Origin of the sequence: Asaia siamensis (assembly GCF_014635085.1) — a bacterium.
GTDB lineage: Bacteria > Pseudomonadota > Alphaproteobacteria > Acetobacterales > Acetobacteraceae > Asaia > Asaia siamensis.
Genome location: NZ_BMCH01000005.1, coordinates 179,581 through 199,845, shown reverse-complemented (window position 1 = coordinate 199,845; position 20,265 = coordinate 179,581). Strand labels below are relative to the sequence as shown.

The 20,265-nt window shown below is 61.0% G+C and carries 20 protein-coding genes; 16 read left to right on the top strand and 4 right to left on the bottom strand.

The window, feature by feature from the left end; translation table 11 throughout:
- Position 1: 1 nt before the first annotated feature.
- From moaC to IEV53_RS10600, 3 genes are read left to right on the top strand one after another with little or no spacing between them, the layout of a single operon-like run.
- Positions 2–478: a cyclic pyranopterin monophosphate synthase MoaC gene (gene moaC, locus IEV53_RS10610; RefSeq protein WP_188426757.1), complete on the top strand. Its 477-nt coding sequence runs from the start codon at positions 2–4 to the stop codon at positions 476–478.
- A 1-nt stretch (position 479) separates the two neighbouring features.
- Positions 480–722 carry a MoaD/ThiS family protein gene (locus IEV53_RS10605; protein WP_188426756.1) on the top strand — a complete coding sequence of 81 codons (243 nt, stop codon included), beginning with the start codon at positions 480–482 and terminating at the stop codon, positions 720–722.
- Positions 719–1,153 carry a molybdenum cofactor biosynthesis protein MoaE gene (locus IEV53_RS10600; RefSeq protein ID WP_188426755.1) on the top strand — a complete coding sequence of 145 codons (435 nt, stop codon included), beginning with the start codon at positions 719–721 and terminating at the stop codon, positions 1,151–1,153. Before IEV53_RS10605 ends, IEV53_RS10600 begins: the two co-directional genes overlap by 4 nt.
- A 95-nt stretch (positions 1,154–1,248) precedes the next feature.
- On the opposite strand, the gene IEV53_RS10595 is transcribed toward IEV53_RS10600, so the two are convergent.
- The gene (locus IEV53_RS10595; RefSeq protein WP_188426754.1) at positions 1,249–2,034 is read right to left on the bottom strand and encodes a sulfite exporter TauE/SafE family protein; all 786 of its coding nucleotides are present in this window, start codon (positions 2,032–2,034) and stop codon (positions 1,249–1,251) included.
- A gap of 187 nt (positions 2,035–2,221) precedes the next feature.
- On the opposite strand from IEV53_RS10595, the gene IEV53_RS10590 reads away from it, so the two are divergent.
- From IEV53_RS10590 to IEV53_RS10580, 3 genes are all read left to right on the top strand, one after another.
- Positions 2,222–3,718 (top strand): leucyl aminopeptidase, encoded by a 1,497-nt coding sequence (locus tag IEV53_RS10590; protein ID WP_188426753.1) that lies wholly within the window; start codon positions 2,222–2,224, stop codon positions 3,716–3,718.
- Positions 3,718–4,164 carry a DNA polymerase III subunit chi gene (locus IEV53_RS10585; protein WP_188426752.1) on the top strand — a complete coding sequence of 149 codons (447 nt, stop codon included), beginning with the start codon at positions 3,718–3,720 and terminating at the stop codon, positions 4,162–4,164. Before IEV53_RS10590 ends, IEV53_RS10585 begins: the two co-directional genes overlap by 1 nt.
- A gap of 148 nt (positions 4,165–4,312) precedes the next feature.
- Complete coding sequence (locus IEV53_RS10580; RefSeq protein ID WP_188426751.1) at positions 4,313–5,092, top strand: acetoin reductase; 780 nt, start codon at positions 4,313–4,315, stop codon at positions 5,090–5,092.
- 42 nt (positions 5,093–5,134) lie between these two features.
- On the opposite strand, the gene IEV53_RS10575 is transcribed toward IEV53_RS10580, so the two are convergent.
- Entirely contained in the window at positions 5,135–6,505 is a 1,371-nt protein-coding gene (locus tag IEV53_RS10575; RefSeq protein WP_188426750.1) for an L-serine ammonia-lyase, read from the bottom strand.
- A gap of 428 nt (positions 6,506–6,933) precedes the next feature.
- Entirely contained in the window at positions 6,934–7,887 is a 954-nt protein-coding gene (locus tag IEV53_RS10570) for a cupin domain-containing protein (RefSeq protein WP_188426749.1), read from the bottom strand.
- Between the two features lie 174 nt (positions 7,888–8,061).
- On the opposite strand from IEV53_RS10570, the gene IEV53_RS10565 reads away from it, so the two are divergent.
- The 7 genes from IEV53_RS10565 to IEV53_RS10535 all read left to right on the top strand — a co-directional run bounded on the left by IEV53_RS10565 (position 8,062) and on the right by IEV53_RS10535 (position 15,054).
- A complete protein-coding gene (locus IEV53_RS10565; protein WP_188426748.1) occupies positions 8,062–8,907 on the top strand; it encodes an aldo/keto reductase in 846 nt (281 codons plus the stop codon).
- A 349-nt stretch (positions 8,908–9,256) separates the two neighbouring features.
- Positions 9,257–9,550 (top strand): hypothetical protein, encoded by a 294-nt coding sequence (locus IEV53_RS10560; RefSeq protein ID WP_188426747.1) that lies wholly within the window; start codon positions 9,257–9,259, stop codon positions 9,548–9,550.
- 187 nt (positions 9,551–9,737) lie between these two features.
- Positions 9,738–11,099, top strand: coding sequence for a hypothetical protein (locus IEV53_RS10555; protein ID WP_188426746.1), 1,362 nt, complete (start codon positions 9,738–9,740; stop codon positions 11,097–11,099).
- Complete coding sequence (locus tag IEV53_RS10550; RefSeq protein WP_188426745.1) at positions 11,096–12,004, top strand: hypothetical protein; 909 nt, start codon at positions 11,096–11,098, stop codon at positions 12,002–12,004. Before IEV53_RS10555 ends, IEV53_RS10550 begins: the two co-directional genes overlap by 4 nt.
- Entirely contained in the window at positions 12,001–12,555 is a 555-nt protein-coding gene (locus IEV53_RS10545; protein WP_188426744.1) for a hypothetical protein, read from the top strand. Before IEV53_RS10550 ends, IEV53_RS10545 begins: the two co-directional genes overlap by 4 nt.
- Positions 12,548–13,669: a hypothetical protein gene (locus tag IEV53_RS10540; RefSeq protein WP_188426743.1), complete on the top strand. Its 1,122-nt coding sequence runs from the start codon at positions 12,548–12,550 to the stop codon at positions 13,667–13,669. The genes IEV53_RS10545 and IEV53_RS10540 overlap by 8 nt, the downstream gene beginning before the upstream one ends.
- Positions 13,666–15,054, top strand: a complete 1,389-nt coding sequence (locus tag IEV53_RS10535) for an NADH-quinone oxidoreductase subunit D-related protein (protein ID WP_188426742.1) — start codon at positions 13,666–13,668, stop codon at positions 15,052–15,054. The genes IEV53_RS10540 and IEV53_RS10535 overlap by 4 nt, the downstream gene beginning before the upstream one ends.
- A 10-nt stretch (positions 15,055–15,064) precedes the next feature.
- On the opposite strand, the gene IEV53_RS10530 is transcribed toward IEV53_RS10535, so the two are convergent.
- Complete coding sequence (locus IEV53_RS10530; protein WP_229719825.1) at positions 15,065–16,441, bottom strand: lipopolysaccharide biosynthesis protein; 1,377 nt, start codon at positions 16,439–16,441, stop codon at positions 15,065–15,067.
- A 117-nt stretch (positions 16,442–16,558) separates the two neighbouring features.
- On the opposite strand from IEV53_RS10530, the gene IEV53_RS10525 reads away from it, so the two are divergent.
- The 3 genes from IEV53_RS10525 to IEV53_RS10515 all read left to right on the top strand — a co-directional run bounded on the left by IEV53_RS10525 (position 16,559) and on the right by IEV53_RS10515 (position 20,252).
- Complete coding sequence (locus tag IEV53_RS10525; RefSeq protein WP_188426741.1) at positions 16,559–18,037, top strand: protein adenylyltransferase SelO; 1,479 nt, start codon at positions 16,559–16,561, stop codon at positions 18,035–18,037.
- Between the two features lie 977 nt (positions 18,038–19,014).
- Positions 19,015–19,305 (top strand): hypothetical protein, encoded by a 291-nt coding sequence (locus IEV53_RS10520; protein WP_188426740.1) that lies wholly within the window; start codon positions 19,015–19,017, stop codon positions 19,303–19,305.
- Between the two features lie 38 nt (positions 19,306–19,343).
- Positions 19,344–20,252 carry an alpha/beta fold hydrolase gene (locus tag IEV53_RS10515; protein WP_188426739.1) on the top strand — a complete coding sequence of 303 codons (909 nt, stop codon included), beginning with the start codon at positions 19,344–19,346 and terminating at the stop codon, positions 20,250–20,252.
- The last annotated feature ends 13 nt before the right edge of the window (positions 20,253–20,265 follow it).

Sequence of the window (20,265 nt, the reverse complement as noted above, 5' to 3'; positions counted from 1 at the left end):
GATGGTGTCGCTGACCCATGTGGATGAAACCGGACAACGCCCCCATATGGTCGAGATCGGCGATAAAAGTGTGACCCGCCGCGAGGCTCATGCCCGCGCGACGCTTCGCTTTCCGCTCGAAGTCGCCCAGTCCCTTGCCGAGTCAGGCTATATGACCAGCAAGGGCGCCGTCCTGACTGTGGCGCAGCTCGCGGGTATCATGGGCACCAAGGCGACGGCGCAGCTCATCCCGCTCTGCCACCCCCTCTCCCTCACTGGCTGCAAGGTAGAAATTGCCATCGAAGGATGCGATGCCCTCATCGATTGCCGCGTCAAATGCGAAGGCAAGACCGGCGTTGAAATGGAGGCCCTGACCGGTGCTACCGTGGCCGCACTCACGCTTTACGACATGTGCAAGGCGCTCAGCCATGACATGGTCATTCAGGACGTGCGCCTGATGGGCAAGACCGGTGGCAAGCGCGATTTCGGCACACCCTGACATGCCGCGCCTGACTCTCGAATATTTCGCCCTCCTGCGCGATGAAGCCGGTTGCCCGCAGGAAGAAATCGACACCAGCGCGACCAGTCTCGCCATGCTTTATGACGAACTGACGCATCGTCACGGCTTTACCCTCCCGGCGAAGCGTCTGCGTGTCGCCGTCAACGCGGCCTTTGCCAACTGGGATCATCGCCCGGCAGAAGGAGATCATGTCGTTTTCATCCCCCCGGTATCCGGCGGATGAGCACGTTCCTTCTGACCGACTCCCCGATCGACCCGAACGCCTACGCATCAGCCCTGCGCCGTGACGAAGCCGGGGGCTATTGCAGTTTCGAAGGCTGGGTGCGCAACAACAGCGACGGACAGGCCGTGCTCGGCCTCGATTACCAGGCCTATCTGCCCCTCGCTGAAGCCGAAGCGCTTGCCGTCCTTGCCGAGGCGGAAACGCGCTTCGACATTCTGGCCGCCTCCTGCATTCATCGCATCGGCACTCTGGCCATTGGAGACATGGCAGTCTGGATTGGTGTCTCAGCCCCGCATCGCGATGCGGCGTTTACTGCCTGCCGCTTTGTTATCGACGAGATCAAGCGACGCGTGCCGATCTGGAAACGCGAGCGCTATGCCGATGGGCATTCCGAATGGATTGCCTGCCATGAGGTAGCGGAAATTTCGTGAGAATGGGCAGGGGGCTCTGCCCCATACCCCGCCAAAGGGCCGTCGCCCCTTGGAAACCCTTAATTTGAGGTGAAAGAGAAGCGCCTCGCAGCGCTTCAGACCAGACGCCAGCCGACGATGAAGAGCACGGCAGCCAGAACGGTGCGTTGTACGCGTTCATTGACCTGACCGACGCAGAGACTGCCAAGAATGATGCCGGGGATGGAGCCGCAGAGCAGTGAGACCAGCATCGGGATCTTGACGGCACCCAGCCACCAGTGACCCATGCCTGCAATCAGCGTCAGCGGAACAGCATGGGCGATATCCGAACCGACAAGACGCGCCGTGCTGAGCGACGGATAAAGCAGGATCAGCACGGTCATGCCAATCGCCCCGGCCCCTACGGAAGAAAGCGTGACCATCACGCCCAGAACGGCGCCCAGAACAACGGTCAGGATAGCCGCGCTACGCGGCGACAATTCGCCTGCATGGCGATGAGACCAGGCCTGCAACTCCTTACGGAAAAAGACGCTGGGCGCGGTAATCAGCAGCGCCACGCCAAGTGCAGTCGACACCAGCTTTGTCGTGTCATGCGACGGGCTGCCATACCAGTGCAGAAACAGCAGAGCGATCAGCGTGGCAGGCAGGCTGCCAGCCAGCATGCGCAGCACGACGCGCCATTCGACCGCCCCGCGATGACCATGCACCAGGGTCCCGACCGATTTCGTGATTGCCGCATAGAGCAGATCGGTACCAACGGCGGCCTGGGGATGCACCTTGAACAGCAGGATAAGCAGAGGGGTCATCAGGGAGCCACCGCCGACTCCGGTCATACCGACCAGAAAGCCGACGCCGAGACCGGAGAGAACGAACAGCCAATTCAGATCGGCAAGCAGTGACATGTCGGAGCCTTGATGCGCTTCTTGGGGAACGAGGCGCGACTAGGCCATACTTCACGACATTAATCAACGCTCATAGTGGTTTGAATTTAATGAACGATCCACCATCGTTATTAATCCTATCCTGCCTTGCCATCTTCCAACGCGATGACGATAGTGGCGCTCCCTCATCGTATTGACCGGAAAGATCATGCTCGACATCCAGATCCAGGCACCGTTTCCCATCCTGCAAGGCAAGGGAGCCCCGGAATCGGAGCAGACACTCGTCCTGCTGACCGGGCCGGATTTCGATGTCGCCAACGGCCCGTTTGCCCATCTCGACGCCGCGACGGGCGGGGCGCTGCGTCGTGCCACCGCCATTTCGCGCTTCAAGGGGCAGCGCGACCAGAGCTGCGTGCTGCTGGCCCCCTGTGCTGCCTTTGCGCGGATCGTCCTGATCGGCTGCGGTCCGGCTGACGAGCTGGACATCCCGACCATGGAAGCGGCTGGCGGACAGGCGGCAAAAGCCGTGCGCGACACCACCCATGCCGATCTCGCCCTGGCCGGGCGTTGTGCCGACTTCGCCGCTCACGCTGCGTATGGAGCGGCTCTGGGGCGCTACAGCTTCGACCTGTATCATACTGACGAGCAAGAAAACGCACCGCAGCTGCAGCGCCTGCATATCGGGGTCGAAAACCCCGACAGCGTACGTGCCGAGTGGGAAAGCCTGCGTGCCGTGGCCCAGGGCGTGTTCCGGGCGCGTGACCTGGTCAGCGAGCCGCCCAATGTCCTGACCCCGCCCGAATTTGCCCGACGCATCGAGGGTCTTCGCGATCTGGGCGTTGAGGTCGAGATTCTCGATTCCGCCAAACTGGCAGAGCTGGGCTTTGGTGCATTGCTCGGCGTGGCGCAGGGCAGCGATCAGGAAGCCCGTGTGGCGATTATGCGCTATCGCGGCTCGGAAGAGGCACCGCTTGCCTTTATCGGCAAGGGCGTGACCTTCGATTCCGGCGGTATTTCCATCAAGCCTGCGGCTGGCATGGATGAAATGAAGACCGATATGGGCGGTGCTGCGGCCGTTGTCGGTGCGATGGAAGCCGTGGCCCGTCGCAAGGCAAAGACCCATGTGATCGGCGTGGTGGGACTTGTCGAGAACATGCTCTCTGGCAATGCCCAGCGCCCCGGCGACGTGGTGCGCAGCTATGCTGGCAAGACCATCGAAGTGCTGAATACCGATGCCGAAGGGCGCCTCGTTCTGGCCGATGTGCTGGCCTATGCCAAGGAGCGCTTCCAGCCCCGCCTGATGGTCGATCTGGCCACGCTGACAGGCGCCATCGTGGTGAGCCTCGGTCATATACGCGCCGGTCTTTTCAGCAATGACGATGCCCTCGCCAATGCACTTTTCGAGGCGGGCGAGCAGACGGGCGAAGCTGTCTGGCGCATGCCCATGGGCAAGGCCTATGACCGTCAGCTTCGTTCCGATATCGCCGATATGAAGAACATCACGGGCCGCCCTGGCAGTTCGATCACGGCGGCGCAGTTTTTGGCGCGCTTCGTGGGCGACACGCCGTGGGCCCATCTCGATATCGCTGGCGTTGCCTGGCGCTCAGATGCCGCACCGCAATGCCCGAAGGGCGCAACCGGCTTCGGCGTGCGTCTGCTCGACGCGCTGGTGCGCCATCACGAGCCGGAAACCGCAAACGCCTGATGAGCGAAATCGGCTTCTATCACCTGACCCGCACCACGCTGGAAGACGCCCTGCCCGCGCTCTTGGGTCGTACCCTCGATGCCGGGCAGCGCGCAGTCATTCGCTGTCGCGATGCGGCACAGGTCAAGCAGCTTGATGAAGCGCTCTGGAAGGCCAAAAACCCGCTCTGGCTTCCCCATGGCAGTCAGAGCATGGGGCATGGTCCTCGTCAGCCCATCTGGCTGACGAAGGGCGATGACGTGCCCAATGATGCCCGGTTTCTGTTTCTGCTGGATGGCGGTGTCGAACAGGGCCTGGAGCAGTTCGACCGTATCTTCACCCTGTTCGACGGTAATGATCCGCAGGCCGTCTCACGCGCCCGCACGCTTTGGAAACAGGTGAAACAGGCCGGGCACAGTCTGGCCTATTGGCAGCAGCAGGAACGCGGATGGCAGAAAGCCGGGTAAACCCTCGCCTCTGACACAGTATATCGCTTTTATCACAAAGCGATTATCCGAACGATCCGACTCTATACTGTTCCGTTTACTGATCATGCATCGGGACCGCAGCGCCGCCTGAAGGAAAGGCGCCGGTTCGCTTCAGGAAAGAGCGATCATGTCACTCAACGGAAAAGTCATCCTCGTTACCGGCGCTGCACAGGGTATCGGTCGCGGCATCGCCCTCCGTCTGGCGAAAGACGGTGCTGATATTGCTCTGGTCGATCTCAAGACGGACAAGCTGCACAGCGTGAAAAGCGAGATCGAGGCGCTGGGCCGCAAGGCCAGCGTTTTTGCCGCCGATGTGAGCGATCGTGACGCTGTCTATGGGGCAATTGACCACGCCGAAGCCGAGCTGGGCGGGTTTGATGTCATGATCAACAATGCCGGCATCGCGCAGGTCAATCCGATTGCCGATGTCATGCCAGAAGAGGTCGAGCGTATTCTGCGCATCAATATCCAGGGTGTGCTCTGGGGCATTCAGGCTGCCGCCGCCAAGTTCAAGGCACGCAATCAGAAGGGCAAGATCATCAACGCCTCCTCGATCGCAGGGCATGATGGATTTGCGATGCTTGGCGTCTATTCCGCCACGAAATTCGCGGTGCGCGCTCTCACCCAGTCAGCGGCCAGGGAATATGCGAGCGCGGGCATCACCGTAAACGCCTACTGCCCCGGTATCGTAGGCACGGATATGTGGGTCGAGATCGATGAGCGCTTTGCCGAGATGACCGGCTCGGAAAAAGGCGAAACCTACAAGAAATTCGTCGAGGGCATTGCGCTCGGTCGTGCCCAGACACCCGATGACGTGGCAGCACTCGTTGCCTTCCTGTCCGGGCCGGACTCCGACTACATCACAGGTCAGGCCATCCTGACCGATGGCGGTATCGTCTATCGCTGAGCCTTCACGGGAGGCTTTGAAAGAGGCCTTCCATCGGTTCGATCAGCATTCCGGCAGATTGACGGCAAGACCGCCCAGAGACGTTTCCTTGTAGCGGTGGTTCATGTCGCGTCCCGTCTCAGCCATGGTGCGGATGACCTGATCGAGCGAGACCATATGAGCACCATCGCCATTGAGTGCGAGCGAGGCGGCATTGATTGCCTTTACTGCCCCAAAGGCGTTGCGTTCGATGCAGGGTATCTGCACAAGCCCCGCCACAGGGTCACAGGTCATACCCAGATGATGCTCCATGCCTATTTCTGCAGCATCCTCGATCTGCTCGGGCGTGCCACCCAGTGCCGCCGCCAGCCCGGCCGCCGCCATGGATGAAGCGACGCCGACCTCGCCCTGACAACCCACTTCAGCCCCTGAAATCGACGCATTGAGCTTGAAAAGCCCCCCGATGGCGCCAGCGGTCAGCAGAAAATCGCGCATGCCCTGCTGCGCCGTGGCAGGCGGGAGAGGCGGGCAATAATCGCGGTAATAGCGCAGAACCGAAGGAATGATTCCGGCGGCACCATTGGTCGGCGCCGTGACCACGCGACCACCGGCAGCATTCTCCTCATTCACGGCAATAGCGAAAAGGCTGATCCAGTCCATGATACCATGGGCCGAGCGCGTATTGGCGCGCTCCCGCTCCCGAAGCTTTTCATGCAGGGCGCGCGCCCTGCGGCGCACTTTCAGACGCCCCGGCAAAATGCCGCTTTGCTCCATTCCGCGCGCAATACAGGCCATCATGACCGCGATGATCTCGTCGAGATAGGCAATAATCTCGTCTCTGGGGCGCAGGGCGCATTCATTCTCCATGACGAGGGCCGCAATACTCAGATCATGCAATCTCGCCTGATGCAGCAATTCGGCGCCACTGGTGAACGGGTAAGGCACGCTGGGCTGGGCATAACCTGCTGTTTCGGTCGCTTTCTCAGGAACGATGAAACCACCGCCCACCGAGCAGAAACGTGCCGTTTCAAGCGCCTCACCTTCAGCGTTCAGCGCCTCGAATTGCAGCGTATTCGGATGAACGGGAGGCACGCTCTGCTTGTCCAGAACCAGATCGTGAACCGGGTCGAAAGGCAGTACCTTGCCATCGAACACGATGTGTCTGTTCGACTCGACCTGCGCCACGATACCGTCTGCTGCATCCGGATCGACTGTCTGCGGCAATTCGCCGCACAGACCGAGAATTACCGCCTTGTCGGTCGCGTGACCCTGGGCTGTCCATGCCAGAGACCCGTAAAGCGTGACACGCAGACGCATGATGCTGTCGAAATCGGTGAGCGACGTCATGAAACGCTGCGCCGCCCGCATCGGCCCCACCGTATGGGATGATGACGGACCGATACCGATTTTGAAAAGATCGAACAGGCTGATCATGCGCGTCTCGTCGTCACACTCGGGCAGAACCGGAACGGTCGGCCTCTGCCATGGCAGAAAGATGAAAAACAGGTCTCAGAGGTCTGAAACGTTTCCACCTCGAAAGCAACTCTTCCGCCTCATCGCGCCGTGTCGGGACACTGTCAGGCGGCGCCTACCACCCCTCATGCACCGACCCAGCCACGGCGATTGCCTTCACAGCTTCGCACGAACTCTCGCAGGCCTGGCAGGGTATTTTCCGCTGTTCACCGCTGCTGCCCGACCAGGGGCGGCCAACGCCTTCCAATCTGGAACGACCGGTTAGGACCGGATTTTGCGACTACTCACATCCAGACCCCGAACCCTGAGAAACTGATTAAGCACAAAGGGCACGCGCTCAAACGCCCGGATTGGATATCCAGCTACCAGTTACTGGGCCCGGCTGCTTCTCAGAGCCGGGAGAGGCTCGAGATCGTGGCCACATCAACACAGAGGTGAGCGGCAATCATTTCGGGGGAGGATGCGGCGAGCCATTGGGAAAGCGAAAGGTCGTGATAGTGATCGGACCTGAATATCTGGAGCACCCTGAGCGGCACATTGCCGTCATTGCGGATGAAATACCCTTCTGCCTTCGGCACATGGCCGATCATCCCGGTGCAGACGCGCCTTTCCTGCCGGGCCTGACCGGCCGGAACACAGGTAACGACACCCGCCCCTTCAAGGCAGATCTGCCAGACAGATGTGTTGAGGTGCCAATGAAGGTCAGTGCAGCGACCGGGACTGATCTCGACGAGTGCCGCAGAAAGCGCATCGGGGTCAGCAAAGGCATCGGCTTCGAGAACACGTATGCTGCCCCAGAGAGTGGTCTCTGCGGTCTGGTCGAGCAAGGTATGATGGAACGGGCCAGGCGTGGGCCGCTGGTCGGCCCAGCACCAGTCGTCAGCTGAGACGTCAGACTCTGTTTCCCTGCCGCCGACAAACACGACGACACTCGCGTGCTCATTGTCGCGGCAATGCAACCACGCTGAAGCGGAAACTGGTACGCTCCACACGTCACCTTCGTGGAGCATGTCGTGATAAAGCGCCGCCCCCGTCTCGGAGCACATTTCGAGTCTGGCGCTGCCAGAAACAACCATACCCCAGCCCGTCGCGTCACAGCGCATGACAGCGCCTTCGGCACCCTGACCCAGATCGTGACGCCTGACCTCGACCTCACTGCACTCCCGGACGTTCTTTCGCTTCGGCCACATGCCCTCAGCGTCGGTCTCACCGAACCCTTGGGCGGCCCACAATCGGGCAGCCAGGCCAGAGGCGCGTTCGCGCCGCTTCATGAAGGCCGCTGACCTGCTTGTTTTCGTTCCGCCGAAAAGGCGCTGGAAAACGCGATGATCGAAAGACACCATTTTCAGCCTCCTTTTTGAAAGCAGAAGCCGCGCCTCAGGCTCTTGCCACCAGCCTAACGCCGCTCGGCCCTCGGGGGGGTACTTCTCACGTATTCGTGATTGTCGATTGGCTACCATTATCGAACGCCGAACCAGATCTGACGCTTCGGCCTGCAGATTGAAAAGGAAGTTTTCATGAAAACGGTTAGTTTTCGCGATGGCCACACCATTCCGGCACTCGGTATGGGGAGCTGGAATGTAGGGGACGCGACAGCGACGCGCGCCGAGGAGATCGCCAGTCTTCACGCAGGTCTCGACGCCGGTCTTAGCGTCGTCGATACAGCAGAAATGTATGGTAGCGGTCGCTCCGAACGCCTCGTCGGTGAGGCGATACGCGGCCGACGCGACGACGTCTTTCTGATCAGCAAGGTGCTGCCGTCGAATGCGAGTTACGAGAAAACCCTTCGCAGTTGCGAGGCCTCTCTCGACAGGCTGGGCACCGATCACCTCGATCTTTACCTGCTGCACTGGCGTGGTGGCGTACCGCTGGAGGAAACTGTCGAAGCTCTGACGCACCTGCAAAATCGGGGGATGATCCGACGCTGGGGTGTTTCCAATTTCGACACCGAGGACATGCAGGAACTGGATGAACTTGGCGCTGACTGCGCAGCAAATCAGATTCTCTACAACCTCGAGGCACGCGGCGTGGAATTCGATCTGCTGGCACGCGACAAGGCGGCAGGCATTGTTTCGATTGCCTATTCTCCTCTCGGCCAGGGCGGTACGTTGCTTGATGACCCTGTTCTGATCGATATCGCGAAAAGCCATGAAACGACGAAAGGGCCGGCGAGCCCGGCCCAGATCGCCCTGGCCTGGGTGCTTCGTCAGCCCAACCTGCTCGCTATTCCGAAGGCGGGCTCCCGTGTGCATATGCGCGAAAACATCGCAGCGCTTGATCTGGTTCTGAGCAAAGAGGATCAGACGCGCCTCGACGCGCATTTTGCGCCACCACGCAGCAAGACCCCGCTGGAAATGATCTGACAAGGGCCGAACGCCCCCTCCTGTAGCGAGGCTTGATCAGGTCCGGCTCTCGGCCTCTGGTTTGCGGCATTTCTTTCCGGCAAACGCGAATACTTCCGCGAGCCGAAATAAAATACCCGACAAGGTCAGGGCCCGGATGGCAAACAGAGATCTGCTTGCCAGTCGCGTCGGGAAAAATTCTCCTGTTTCCTGCCCCGCTAGGCAGCAGGGCTGCAAGACGCAGAAAAACGCATGAAATAAAGATCAAATTTATTCGGGATTGATTTTTATCAGAAGGGATAATTATATTTATTCTTAAATATATTTAGAAGAAACATAAATAGTTCCAGAACTCACAAATGGATTGTCCATGACTCAAGCCGAATTCGAGCGCTATCTTGCCGCTCACCCGCATCTGCTGACTCCCTTTGCACAGGAACGCCGGATCTGGATCTCGCATCTCCCGAGCGTCCAGATCAGGAGCTTCACCGATTATCTCGGCGAGGCCGTTGGGTGCTCTCTGGTGTGTACCCAGATGGAGCCTGAGCTCGAATTCGTCTTTTACGACCCGCAGGCGCCCGGCAACAGCGAAAACGAGCTGATCGAACTGGCCCATGAGCGCGCCGGAGACCTCGACCTCCAACGCCTGCCATTGGCGCTTTAAAAACCCAGCATCTATCCCGGCCTGAAAGCAGGGTGAGAGGAATTGGGTCGGGGCTGAAACTGCGGTAAGGAAAACCTGTCCGTTTACGCCAAGTCAGGATGCCTCCCTGTTTTCAGCCCTTCCCCTTGCCCTGCTGCTGAGCTGCCTCCTGCTGCGCCTCGCGACATCATGGCGTCGCGGACCGCTCATGCCCCTGCTGCGCGCGACTACCCTGGGCATTCAGGGCGCGGTGGGGTGCTGGGGCGCCCTGGCGAGCCATGAGGCTCGGCTTGGCCCTTTGACGCTCGACCCGCTCAGCGCGTGCTGGATCGTACTCTGGACCCTGTCGCTCGTCACACCCCGTCGATATCCGGGCCCGATAGGCGAGGCACTCGGCAGCATCGGCCTGCTCTGCCACAACGCGGCGCTGTCGCTCTTTTGCTTTCTGCCTTGTCTGGCCGAGGCCGCCCATAGGGCCGAGGCAGCACAGGACGGGCAAAGGTTGCGCGCCTGGCGGCTGGGCCTGCTGGCCCCTTCAGGATGCGCGCTCGCTATTCTTTCGGGTTTTCCTGCGCTTGTCTGCCTGGCCCCGGCAGCAGGCCTCGCCACCTTGCCTGCCTTTGCAGAGATGCCCCTCCTCTCCTACGCGCTTTTCGTACCACCGCTTCTGCAGACGCATGGTTTTTTCTGGCCGGTCAGTCTGGTGCTGCTGGGGGCGGGTCTCTGTCTTTGCCTGCGCATCGACAAGGCCTTAAATTACTGGCCCCTTCTGCTGCTCGGATTGACGCTCTGCGCAAGGGAAGGCGGGCTGGCCGACACGGCTCTGGCCGGCAGTGAGGCGATGATCCTTGCTCTGGCGCTGCAAGGGCTCGGCAACAGGGCTTTCCTGTTCCAGACACCGCTGCCGCCTCTGGCCGGATTCCTGCCTTTCTGGCTGGGGTTGCATGTGGTCAACGGGCTAAGCGGGCTCTCCCCCGCCTGGACCGCAGGAGCGGTCATGCTCAGCCTTCTGATCGGGGTGCTGATGGTGCGGGGCTGGCTGTCTTCGTGGCGTTCGCTGACCCGGGTTTCCACATTGCATCATGACGGATTGCCAACAGCACTCACCCTTGGCCTATGCCTCTCGATCTGCCCCGGTCTGCTGCTTGGGCTTTTGCATGTTTCCGCGCTCGATCTGGCTGGCGCCGGTCAGGATATCTGGCGTGCCTGGCCCATCTGGTCCGTTGCTGGAGGTGACGGCGCCTTCTGGTATCCGGCGTTCGTTTTCCTGATCCCGGCCCTGATCATTCCTGCCGTCATGACCCATCTGCCGTCAGTGGCGAATGCCCTGCCAGACTGGCCCTCGCCCGAAATCAGGCTACGCCTGCCTTGGGGCGTGCGGCGCGCGCTCGCACTCCTGCGCGCCCGCTGGCAGACGCTGCGCAATGGGTGGCGTCCTGTGACGCAGGGCGTTGCCTTCGACCGGGCGCCCGTGTTTCGCAAGACCGGCTCGGCTCTGGCACGTCAGACATTATCGCTCTGGCTGTTTCTGCTTGCCGCCGCTCTGGCCTGGCTTGGCTGGTCCGCATGATCGGATTATTCGCCCTCGCTCTGGCCACGACACTCGGCCAGATAGCCTGCCTGTCTGTAATTGCCCCGTTTCTGACCGATCTCGAGCACAGCTTGCAGGGCCTCGGTGCCGGGCGCAGCAGCATCGCCCCTGGATGGCGCTGGCGCCAGATACGCCGTGGCTGGGCGCAGCGCCGCGCTGTTCCTGCCCTTTCCTGGCTTGGCCTGTGCGCCGTTTTTCTTGCCATGACGGGCATTCCCTATGCCTCTGCGCGATCGCTGTTCGGCTTTCTCTCGGAACCGCTCGCCTGCGGGGTCCTGCTGATCCTGTCCTGCCTACCTGCCTGGATGCAGGCACTGCAGAAACCACCGACCCGGCTGATCGCCCTTCGCCTGCGCAGTTCCGTGGGCCAGCTTGGACGTGATCTGCTGTTTCTGGTGCCACTTCTCGCCCTGACCGGCACACTGATCACCATTGGTCTGCCCGGCGCCGGAACGCTCATTGGTCTGCTGCAGCAGCGGCTTTTGCAACCGGCCCCTACCCTGATCGGCGGGCTGGTGTTTGTCGCAGCCGCCCTGCTTCTGGTGCTGAACCGCCGCTTCCTGTCCGATAGCTGGCATGAGGAACTGATCGCATCAGCCGAGGGGCGCCATCGCGCTCTGCTGCGCTACAGCCATGATCTTTCTGCCTGTTGCTGGTATCTGCTGATCGCCGATCTTGTCTGGCCTGATTCGATTGCTGCAGGCACTCGTCCTCTCGGTACGCTGGTCGTGCTCTGGTGCGTCGCGGCTCCGGCCAAACTCGCCCTGGTGGTTGCCCTGGCCGCAGGCTGGCGCGCCTGTCGGCCACTCCCTGCGTCACGCCTCGCTCTCGTTCTGAGCGGCGCCGCGATCCTGCTCGTTCTTGCGGGGAGGCTGGCGGCGTGACGGTTCTTCTTGGCCTTGCCCTGCTGATCGCCCTTGGCGCGATCGGGCGTGACGCGCGCATCCTGCCCTTTCATGGCACATGCGCTGCCGCCTGCATGTCGGTCATTGGCCATGGCGCACCTGCCATGGCTGCGCTCATTCTGCTGCCCGTGCTCAACGGTGCCGGGTGGATTGTTCTGCGCACCCATATCGCCTGGCGGTCGGGGGATCTGCGCGAGCGACGCGCCACCCAGCAGGCGGCAGGCATTGCCCTGTGCGCCGCCATCGGGCTCGTGCTTCTCACCGCACTGGCCGCCACACCGGGTCTGCCTGTGCTGATCTGCATCGGTATCGTTCTTTCCGGCCTCTGCGCCGCTGCCCTGCCAGTGCCTTTGCTCCAACTGATCGGTTTGCTTTGCGGACTGAATGGGCTGCTGCTGCTCGGCGGCCACACCGAGAGCTGGCCCCTCATTCTGGGCACGGCACTGGTCTGGGTCGGCTTGCTGGCGCTGGGAGGCTGGCTGATGCCAAAACTCGCCTGGCTGCGCCTGGAGGGGCGGCATCATGGCTGAGACTTTGCACCAGATTGCCGTTTTTCTGGTTCCGACATGGCCGCTTCTGGCCGCCTGTCTTCTGGCGCTCATGCCCGAGGCACAGGCCACCCGTTCGGCACGTCATTTCACTCTTGCCGGGCTTGTGTTGACGGCCCTGCTCGATCCGCTTCTTCCCGGTCAGGATATTCTCGCCCGCTGGGCCTGTCTTCTGGCTGGCTGCGTGCCTTTTCTCTCCTGGCACGCACACGAAAAGCGCCTCGCTCTCTGCCTCAATCTTCTGGCGAGTTCTGCGATCATGCTGGCACTCAGCGTGCATACGCTGCTGCCCGTCACCTGCCTGACCGCCTTCACTGCGCTGATTCTCGCCCTGCGCGAAACCCTGGTTACGACGCGGGCGAGACAGGCCTGGGAGTCGATGCGCCTGCGGCTGGCAGGAGTGGTTCTGGCCCTGCTGGGCACAAGTCTGACGACCCTGACCCCGGACCCGGCCACATTGCGCCTCGGCGATCTGTTTCTCTCTGTCGGGCTGTGCCTCATGGCCGGTCTCGGCGCACCCATGACGACACAGGCTCATGCCGCCACAGAAGAGCGAGGTACTGCTCTGCTGGACATGCTCCTTTGCCTGAGTGTCGTGGCCTTGATGCTGCGTCTGCCTGAACGCGACATCACCCATATCGTGCTGGTTCTCGCCGGATTGGCCGGGCTCTGGCTGTGCGTCATGACCCGGCAGGACAATGCCCGCCCGATTGTGGCGCTGGCCATTCTTGCCGCCACCCTGCCCCACGGCGTCTTACCCGTCCTGCTGCTTCTGAGCAGCGGGCTGGCTCTGGCCGCCATTCCTGCCCTCGACCGATCAGCGCGTTTCTGGATACTGGGCAGTCTGCCCCCCTGGCCAGGCTTTACCGCAGGTTTCGGAATTGTGGGCGGGCTGGCGGCAACCGGCATGATCCCGGCCTTGCTGTGCCTTGCGGCTCTCGGCCTGCTGGCGAGCCGGGCGCGTCTGGACGTTATCCTTCCCTCACCGTGGCAGGACAGGATCGTGATCGGCGCCCTGCTGGCCCTTGGTCTCGCCTCGCCTTTTCTTCTGACCCTGCCTGACTCTGTCTGGGCCCTGCACTGGAGAGCCCCATGAGCATGGCGCAGCATATCAGGAGAGGCGAGCGCCTGGCGCCTTTCCACTACGCTCTGGACGAGCCGCAATGGCGCGCCATGATCGACGCCAGACCGGGCTGGTTCATTGCCCATTGGTGTGACGACAGCCGCGCCTATGCGCTGTTTCTCGATCAGGAAACACCGCTCATGGCCAGCACGCCGCTCATAGACGGGCGGTATTTCGCCCTTTCCGCATCGATCCCGGCAGCCTCCTGGCCAGAGCGCATTGCACAGGATCTCTGGGGCAGTCTGCCCCTGGGGGCTGCCGATACCGAGCCCGCGCTCGATCGCGGCGGCTGGGCGAGCGTCTGGCCGCTCTCGCAGCGCTCCGTTGCGTCAGATCATAGCCCTCCGGACCCCGGTTTCCGGGAGGCCGCGCATACCGACATGGCGCCTTTCGCATGGGGGAACAGGCAGATCACACCGGGGGCGGCGCATATCGGGCTGATGCAGCAGGTTCAGGGCCGCAAGCCTGAAGAGGCACTACGTCTGATCGGGCGCAGCGTCTCGGCAGGCTTCGTGGCGGCACCCCTGGCCTATTCCCGCGCCATCGAACAGGCGCTCGGGCTCGTGCCGTCAGACGCCGTACGCGATGCCCGGACGCTTCTGGCAGAAATTGAGCGTATCACCGTGCATTGTCGCGATATCGCACTGATGGCACGGCTGACAGGGTTTGCGCTGCTCGCCACCCATGCCGCCCTTGCCGAAGATCTCTGCGCCGCGCTTTGTGCCCAGCATGGTGCCTCACGACGCCTGATGGATGCGATCGCACCAGACGGCATCGCTGCCGGGATCGATATCTGCGCGCTTGCCCATGCCGTTCATGACGCATTGATGCCACGCCTGCCGGTCCTTGAGGGGCTACATGACCAGATGGCGGAAATCCTTGAAGGGCTCGGGGTCATTACGGCCTCAACGGCAGAGCGCTTCTGTCTCGGCGGGCTGATCGGTCGCGCCTCGGGACGCTCTTTCGACCTGCGCCAGCTTGAGGACGACATGCGCCATGTACCCGGACGCGCCGGATCGCGTCTTGCCGGAGACGGCTGGGCGCGTCAGTGCCTGCGTCTGGATGAGATACGCGATGCCTTGCGCCGCATCGAGCGTATTGCAACGCAATTCGGTGCGCCCCTGCCCATGCCCCCGCCCGTCCCGACAGGCTCTGGCGAGGGCATAGGCGCCGCCGAGGGGCCGCATGGCGATCTATGGTGCTGGGTGAGGCTGAAAGAGGCGCGTCTCGACAGCATCATGCTGCGCGATCCGGCGCTGGCAACGCTCTCTGTTCTACCATCTCTCATGCATGATCGCTGGGAGGACAGGCTTGTTCTCGCGTCTCTCGGTTTCGATCCCGGCGGGGCAGAGCAATAGCGCCGGAAGATCAGGCCTCGACGGGAATCTTGTCTTCTGCCGGCCCCGATACCTGTGCGACGGCAGAGGGGCTGGCGGGTTCTTTCGCCGGGCGCAACGAGCAGATGATGGCGCGCCAGAGCCTTGTCACGAACATTGCAAAACTGCTGAAAACCGTCGCGTAGCAGGCGCCCTTGAGCGACCATGTTGCCGTCAGACCGTAAAGTATCGGAAAATAGGCAAGGGTAATCCAGGTACGGTTGGCCATCAGGTAACCGATCTGCCCCATCACCGTCAGAAGCGGCTCAAGCGGAACGACGAGCAGGGTCAGCACCGCCGAAACCAGCATGATCGAGATGTAATAGGTCGTACCATGCAAATGGATATGCAGCATCAGCGCAAATATCCGCCCCCCGAAAAACGCCGAGACGAGCAAAAGCGCAACCGAGACGCCGCAGAGCATGGCAAAGATCTTCCATGTCAGGCGCTTGAGGCCACGCCAGTCCTGACGGTCACGCATCTTGACCAGTTCGGGATAGAGCACTGGAGACAGCATCTGCGCCGGGGTGACGATGCCATCGGCAATCTGACGGCAGATGCGAAACACCGCGGCCTCGGCAGAGCCGAGAAGCGAGCCGACGACCAGCGTGCTGATATGGCCTGAAACCGCACCGAGTGTCTGATTGATGCTGGTCGATCGCGTGAAGGCCCACATGCCCGGCACCTGCCACCGCCATTGCGTCAACACATCGCGCCACCGCAGACGCAGACCGATTTTCTGGCGCAGGGTGGTGAGGGCAAAGAACAGGAAGAGCCCGTAATCGAGCAACACCGCCCCTGCCCAGATCAGGACAAAGAAACCGAGATGCAGATGCAGGACGAGACCGAGCGCCGTTCCCGCCGTACGGAAAACAGCAGTCACCGTATCGCTGATCGGCACGAGATGAAACCGGTCGGTCAGACGCAGAACGCCGTTGCTCCAGCCAGTATACATGAAAGGGCTGATCAGGGCGTAGCCATAGGCGAGCGATGTGACCCAGGGAGTCCAATGCGCAATATGGCTATACAGGGTGACGCTGATGACCCCGATCGACACGGCAACAACCGCCGAGAGCAGGTCGAGCCTGATGCAGAAGCCCAGAATCTGGCGCAGCAGGTCAAGATCGCGTCTGGCATAGGGCTCATTGCCGAAGCGGATAAGCGTCTGCCATGACTGCATGCGCGAAAAGGTCGAGGCCATGATGCCCAGAGAATGGATCAGGATCAGCAGACCGAACTGCCCCAGCCCCAAAGCCCGGACCGCGAAAGCGATATAGGCAAAACTGCAAAGCGCTGTTGCGATACGCCCCAATGTCAGAAAGCTGACATTATGAACGATCCGTCTGGCGGCTGAGGGGTGTTTCGACATGCAGGGGTTTTGGACGCCCCGTTCTGAAATGGGAAGGGCAAAAAAACCTGACTGCTTTCCTGCCTGCCCGACCTTGCGCCTGCCCAGACGGGCGTTATCTCTGACTCACACGAGGGCATGTCCGGTCCTCTGACCGCCCTGTTCGGCCTGCACCCCCGAGGTATCATGCATCTTCCTCTCCGCCGCGCGCCTTTTCCGGCCTCCATGGCAGTCGAGGCGGACCCTGCCTCTTTCGCCACACCGCGCCTCGTCGCCCTGAATGAGCCCTTGGCAGAAACGCTCGGTTTTTCAGCCGAATGGCTCAAATCCCGCGAAGGCGTCGCGCTGCTGAGCGGTCAGGCGCGCATCGACGGGGTGCCTGCGGTGGCACAGGCTTATGCCGGTCATCAATTCGGCCAGTTCGTGCCGCAGCTCGGGGATGGGCGCGCCCATCTTCTTGGTATCGTAACTGACGATCAGGGCCAGGTTCGCGATATGCAGCTCAAGGGCTCGGGGCCGACTCCCTTTTCCCGGCGGGGGGATGGACTGGCGGCGCTTGGCCCGGTTCTGCGCGAATATCTGGTGAGCGAGGCCATGGCAGCGCTCGGTGTGCCCACCACGCGCGCGCTTGCAGCCGTCACGACCGGCGAGACGATCTGGCGTGACAAGCCGCAACCCGGCGCCATTCTGACGCGCATCGCCTCAAGCCATCTGCGCGTTGGCACATTCCAGTATTTCGCCGCGCGCGAGAACCGTGAGGCTCTGGCTTTCCTCTGCGATCTCGCCATAGACCGCCATGACCCAGCAGCCCGTGAAGCCGAAAATCCCGTTCGCGCGCTTTATGAGACGGTCGTCGCCAGACAGGCCCGGCTCGTCGCGGATTGGATGAGCGTCGGCTTCGTGCATGGCGTGATGAATACGGACAACATGGCGCTGTCAGGCGAGACCATCGATTATGGCCCCTGCGCCTTTCTCGATGTCTATCGTCACGACAAGGTATTCAGCTCCATCGATCGCAACGGACGCTATGCCTATGGCAATCAGCCGCGTCTGGCCGGGTGGAACCTCGCCCGTCTGGCCGAGACATTGCTGCCATTTTTCGACCCTGATGAAGAGCGTGCCCTCGCCTGGGCGCAGGACGCACTCGGTCGCTTCCAGAGCCTCTACGAACACGCCTGGCTGGCCCGGATGCGCTCCAAGCTGGGCCTGACCGTAGAAAGCATTCAGGATAGGGCGCTGATCGACGCCTTACTACAGTTGATGGAAAAAGAGGCACTGGACTGGACGCTCACCTTCCGTCGTCTCACCAGAAATGAACCTCTGACGGATGGCCCAGCTTCCGAAGCGCTTGAACGCTGGAAGACCGATTGGGAAGCACGACGCGCGTCCGAGCCTGCCTCGACAGAAGAGCAAAATGCCCTGATGCAGCGGAGCAACCCCGCCGTGATCGCCCGTAATCACCGCGTGGCCGAAGCCATCGCCGCTGCCGAAACAGGCGATTTTTCGGTTTTCGAAGCCCTTCTGCAATGTCTGCGCCACCCCTTTGAAAGCGATAACGCTTACGAAAAGCCTCCGTCACCGGAGCAGATCGTCCACGCGACTTTCTGTGGAACGTAAAGTCGGACCCATTCGAAGATTCCAGCATCAAACCCAGAGCTTTCCTGCCTGCACGATGAGGCAGGATCCGGGCGCTGGAAAGCAGACAGCAGAACTCAGAAAGCTTTGAACCGAGGCTTCTGCCTGGATACGACACTCCTTAGCGGAATAAGAGGACCGCGGCAGACTTTCCCGGGACGGTAAAAGAGGTTCCGGCACTCCAATCAGGATAACGCGTCCAGAAAAGAATCCAAGATGTCGAGTCGAAGAGAATTCTGCCCTGATCGCCTGCAAAGGAAGTCTCATGAGCCGCGTGCAGAAAACAGATAGGGGCATCTCTCTGGCTTTATCTGATGATGAAGCCCTTTTTCCATTCGAATAGCTCTCACGCAAATGGGAGAGAAATCAGTGGGGCGACGATCGTCTTTTCGCTGACCAGGCGGCGCGCTCGTTGCTTGTGGATATCGAAAACGGCCTGGCATCAGTGCGCGCCGCGCCCTTTTCTTCGGATTACGAGGAAGCGCTGTCAGCAGCCCATAGAGCCATCAATCGATGAGCTAGCGTCCCTGTTCTGGCGCTTGAGGACCTGTCTTTCGTGACTTGAAGCCGAGACTGTTCTCTGTCGATTTCTTTGTGAATTGTACCTTTCTCAAAAGACACGTCCCTGAAGAATAGCGGCATCCTCTGGAAACTCTGAGGAAAAGCACGTCGCTTGCCAAAAAACTTCACATTGCTTTGAACGCCCAGGCAGTCGCCAAAATCGCTTTGTTCCGTATGATGCGACATCGAAATGGAGCGCTCCAACGATGCCATCTATTCGTGAAAACTGGTGCTATCTTTACGGATTATCATCCTACTTCTTCCTTTTCCTCTGGTTTTCGCGAATAATTCCAGCATCGCCTCCACAGATGGCACGACCGGGGCTTGTCTGCTTATGGGTTGGCTCGCTCCTGGCCAGTTTCTTCTGTTGCTATCGTCCACGTTCGCTGCGACAGGGGGTGATACGCAGCCTATCGCTGGGAGGCTCGGCGTTATGGCTAGCGCAAGCCACTCTGCCGGGTGTGTCATCCGGACTGGCGGGTCGTACAGGCTGGCTGCGTGCGTTAGGTGTCAGCCTCGCTCTTGTCTGCGAAGGCGCAGCACTGATTGCGCTTTTACGTGTGCTCTTCGGTCGCGAATGCGACCCACGCCTCCTTGAAGATCAGGGCGTCCCACGATTTGTCGCACGCCTCATCGTGGCCGAGGCCCGTTTCTGGCGTCGTGTGCTGGAATTCCTGACTGGCCGCTGAGCCAGTTCGTTTTCGTCACCCTTGCAACAAGCCGAATCATGAACCCGAGATTTTTCCTTCCGGCCTTGCTGGTAGCTTCCCTCGCATTTGCGCCCACGCTCTCGCAAGCCGCAGAAGACACGGCGATACAGACGGCTGCACAGCCTTTCTCCGTAGTGGTTGAGGGCAGTGGGCCGGACGTCATTCTGATACCGGGCCTTGCCTCGCCGCGCTCCGTCTGGAGTGACCTCGCCACGAAGCTCAAGGCGCATTACCGGCTGCATCTGGTGCAGATTGCCGGATTTGCAGGGGAGCCCGTACAGAAAGAGGCTCCAGAGCAGGTCATGCAGCCGGTTGCGACAGCTCTGTCGCGCTATATCGAGACAGCGCATCTGCGTAAGCCAACGGTGATAGGACATTCGATAGGTGGCGAACTTGCTCTCATGGTAGCCAGTGAGACGCCTGATGAAGTCGGCGCCGTCATCGTCGTCGACGCGCTGCCATTCTATCCACTTGTTTTCAACCCAATGGCGACACGCGAGACGGCATTGCCGCATGCAACAGCACTAAGGCAGGCGCTGTTGCAGGAGACACCCGAAAGCCAGCGCAGAGCGAGCCAGCAACAGACGATCGCCAGCATGGTCAAGACCCCCTCGGCACGTCCCGCTCTGGTGGAGGCCGGGTTGAAATCCGACAGGAAAACGATTGCCAACGCCCTCTATGACGACATGACAACCGATCTGCGACCGGCACTTTCGAAAATCACGGCTCCCGTCACCGTCATCTATGCCTATGACCCTGTTTTCGGTGTCCCTGCCACCGCAATCGATAAGGTTTATCGCACGAGCTATACCGGGACAGCTCATGTGCACTTCACGCGTATCGATGACAGCTATCATTTCATTATGATTGACCAGCCGGAGAAATTCGGCCGTGCTGTAGAGGCTGCTCTCAGGCCCAGTCACTGAGGGGCAGCCGGGA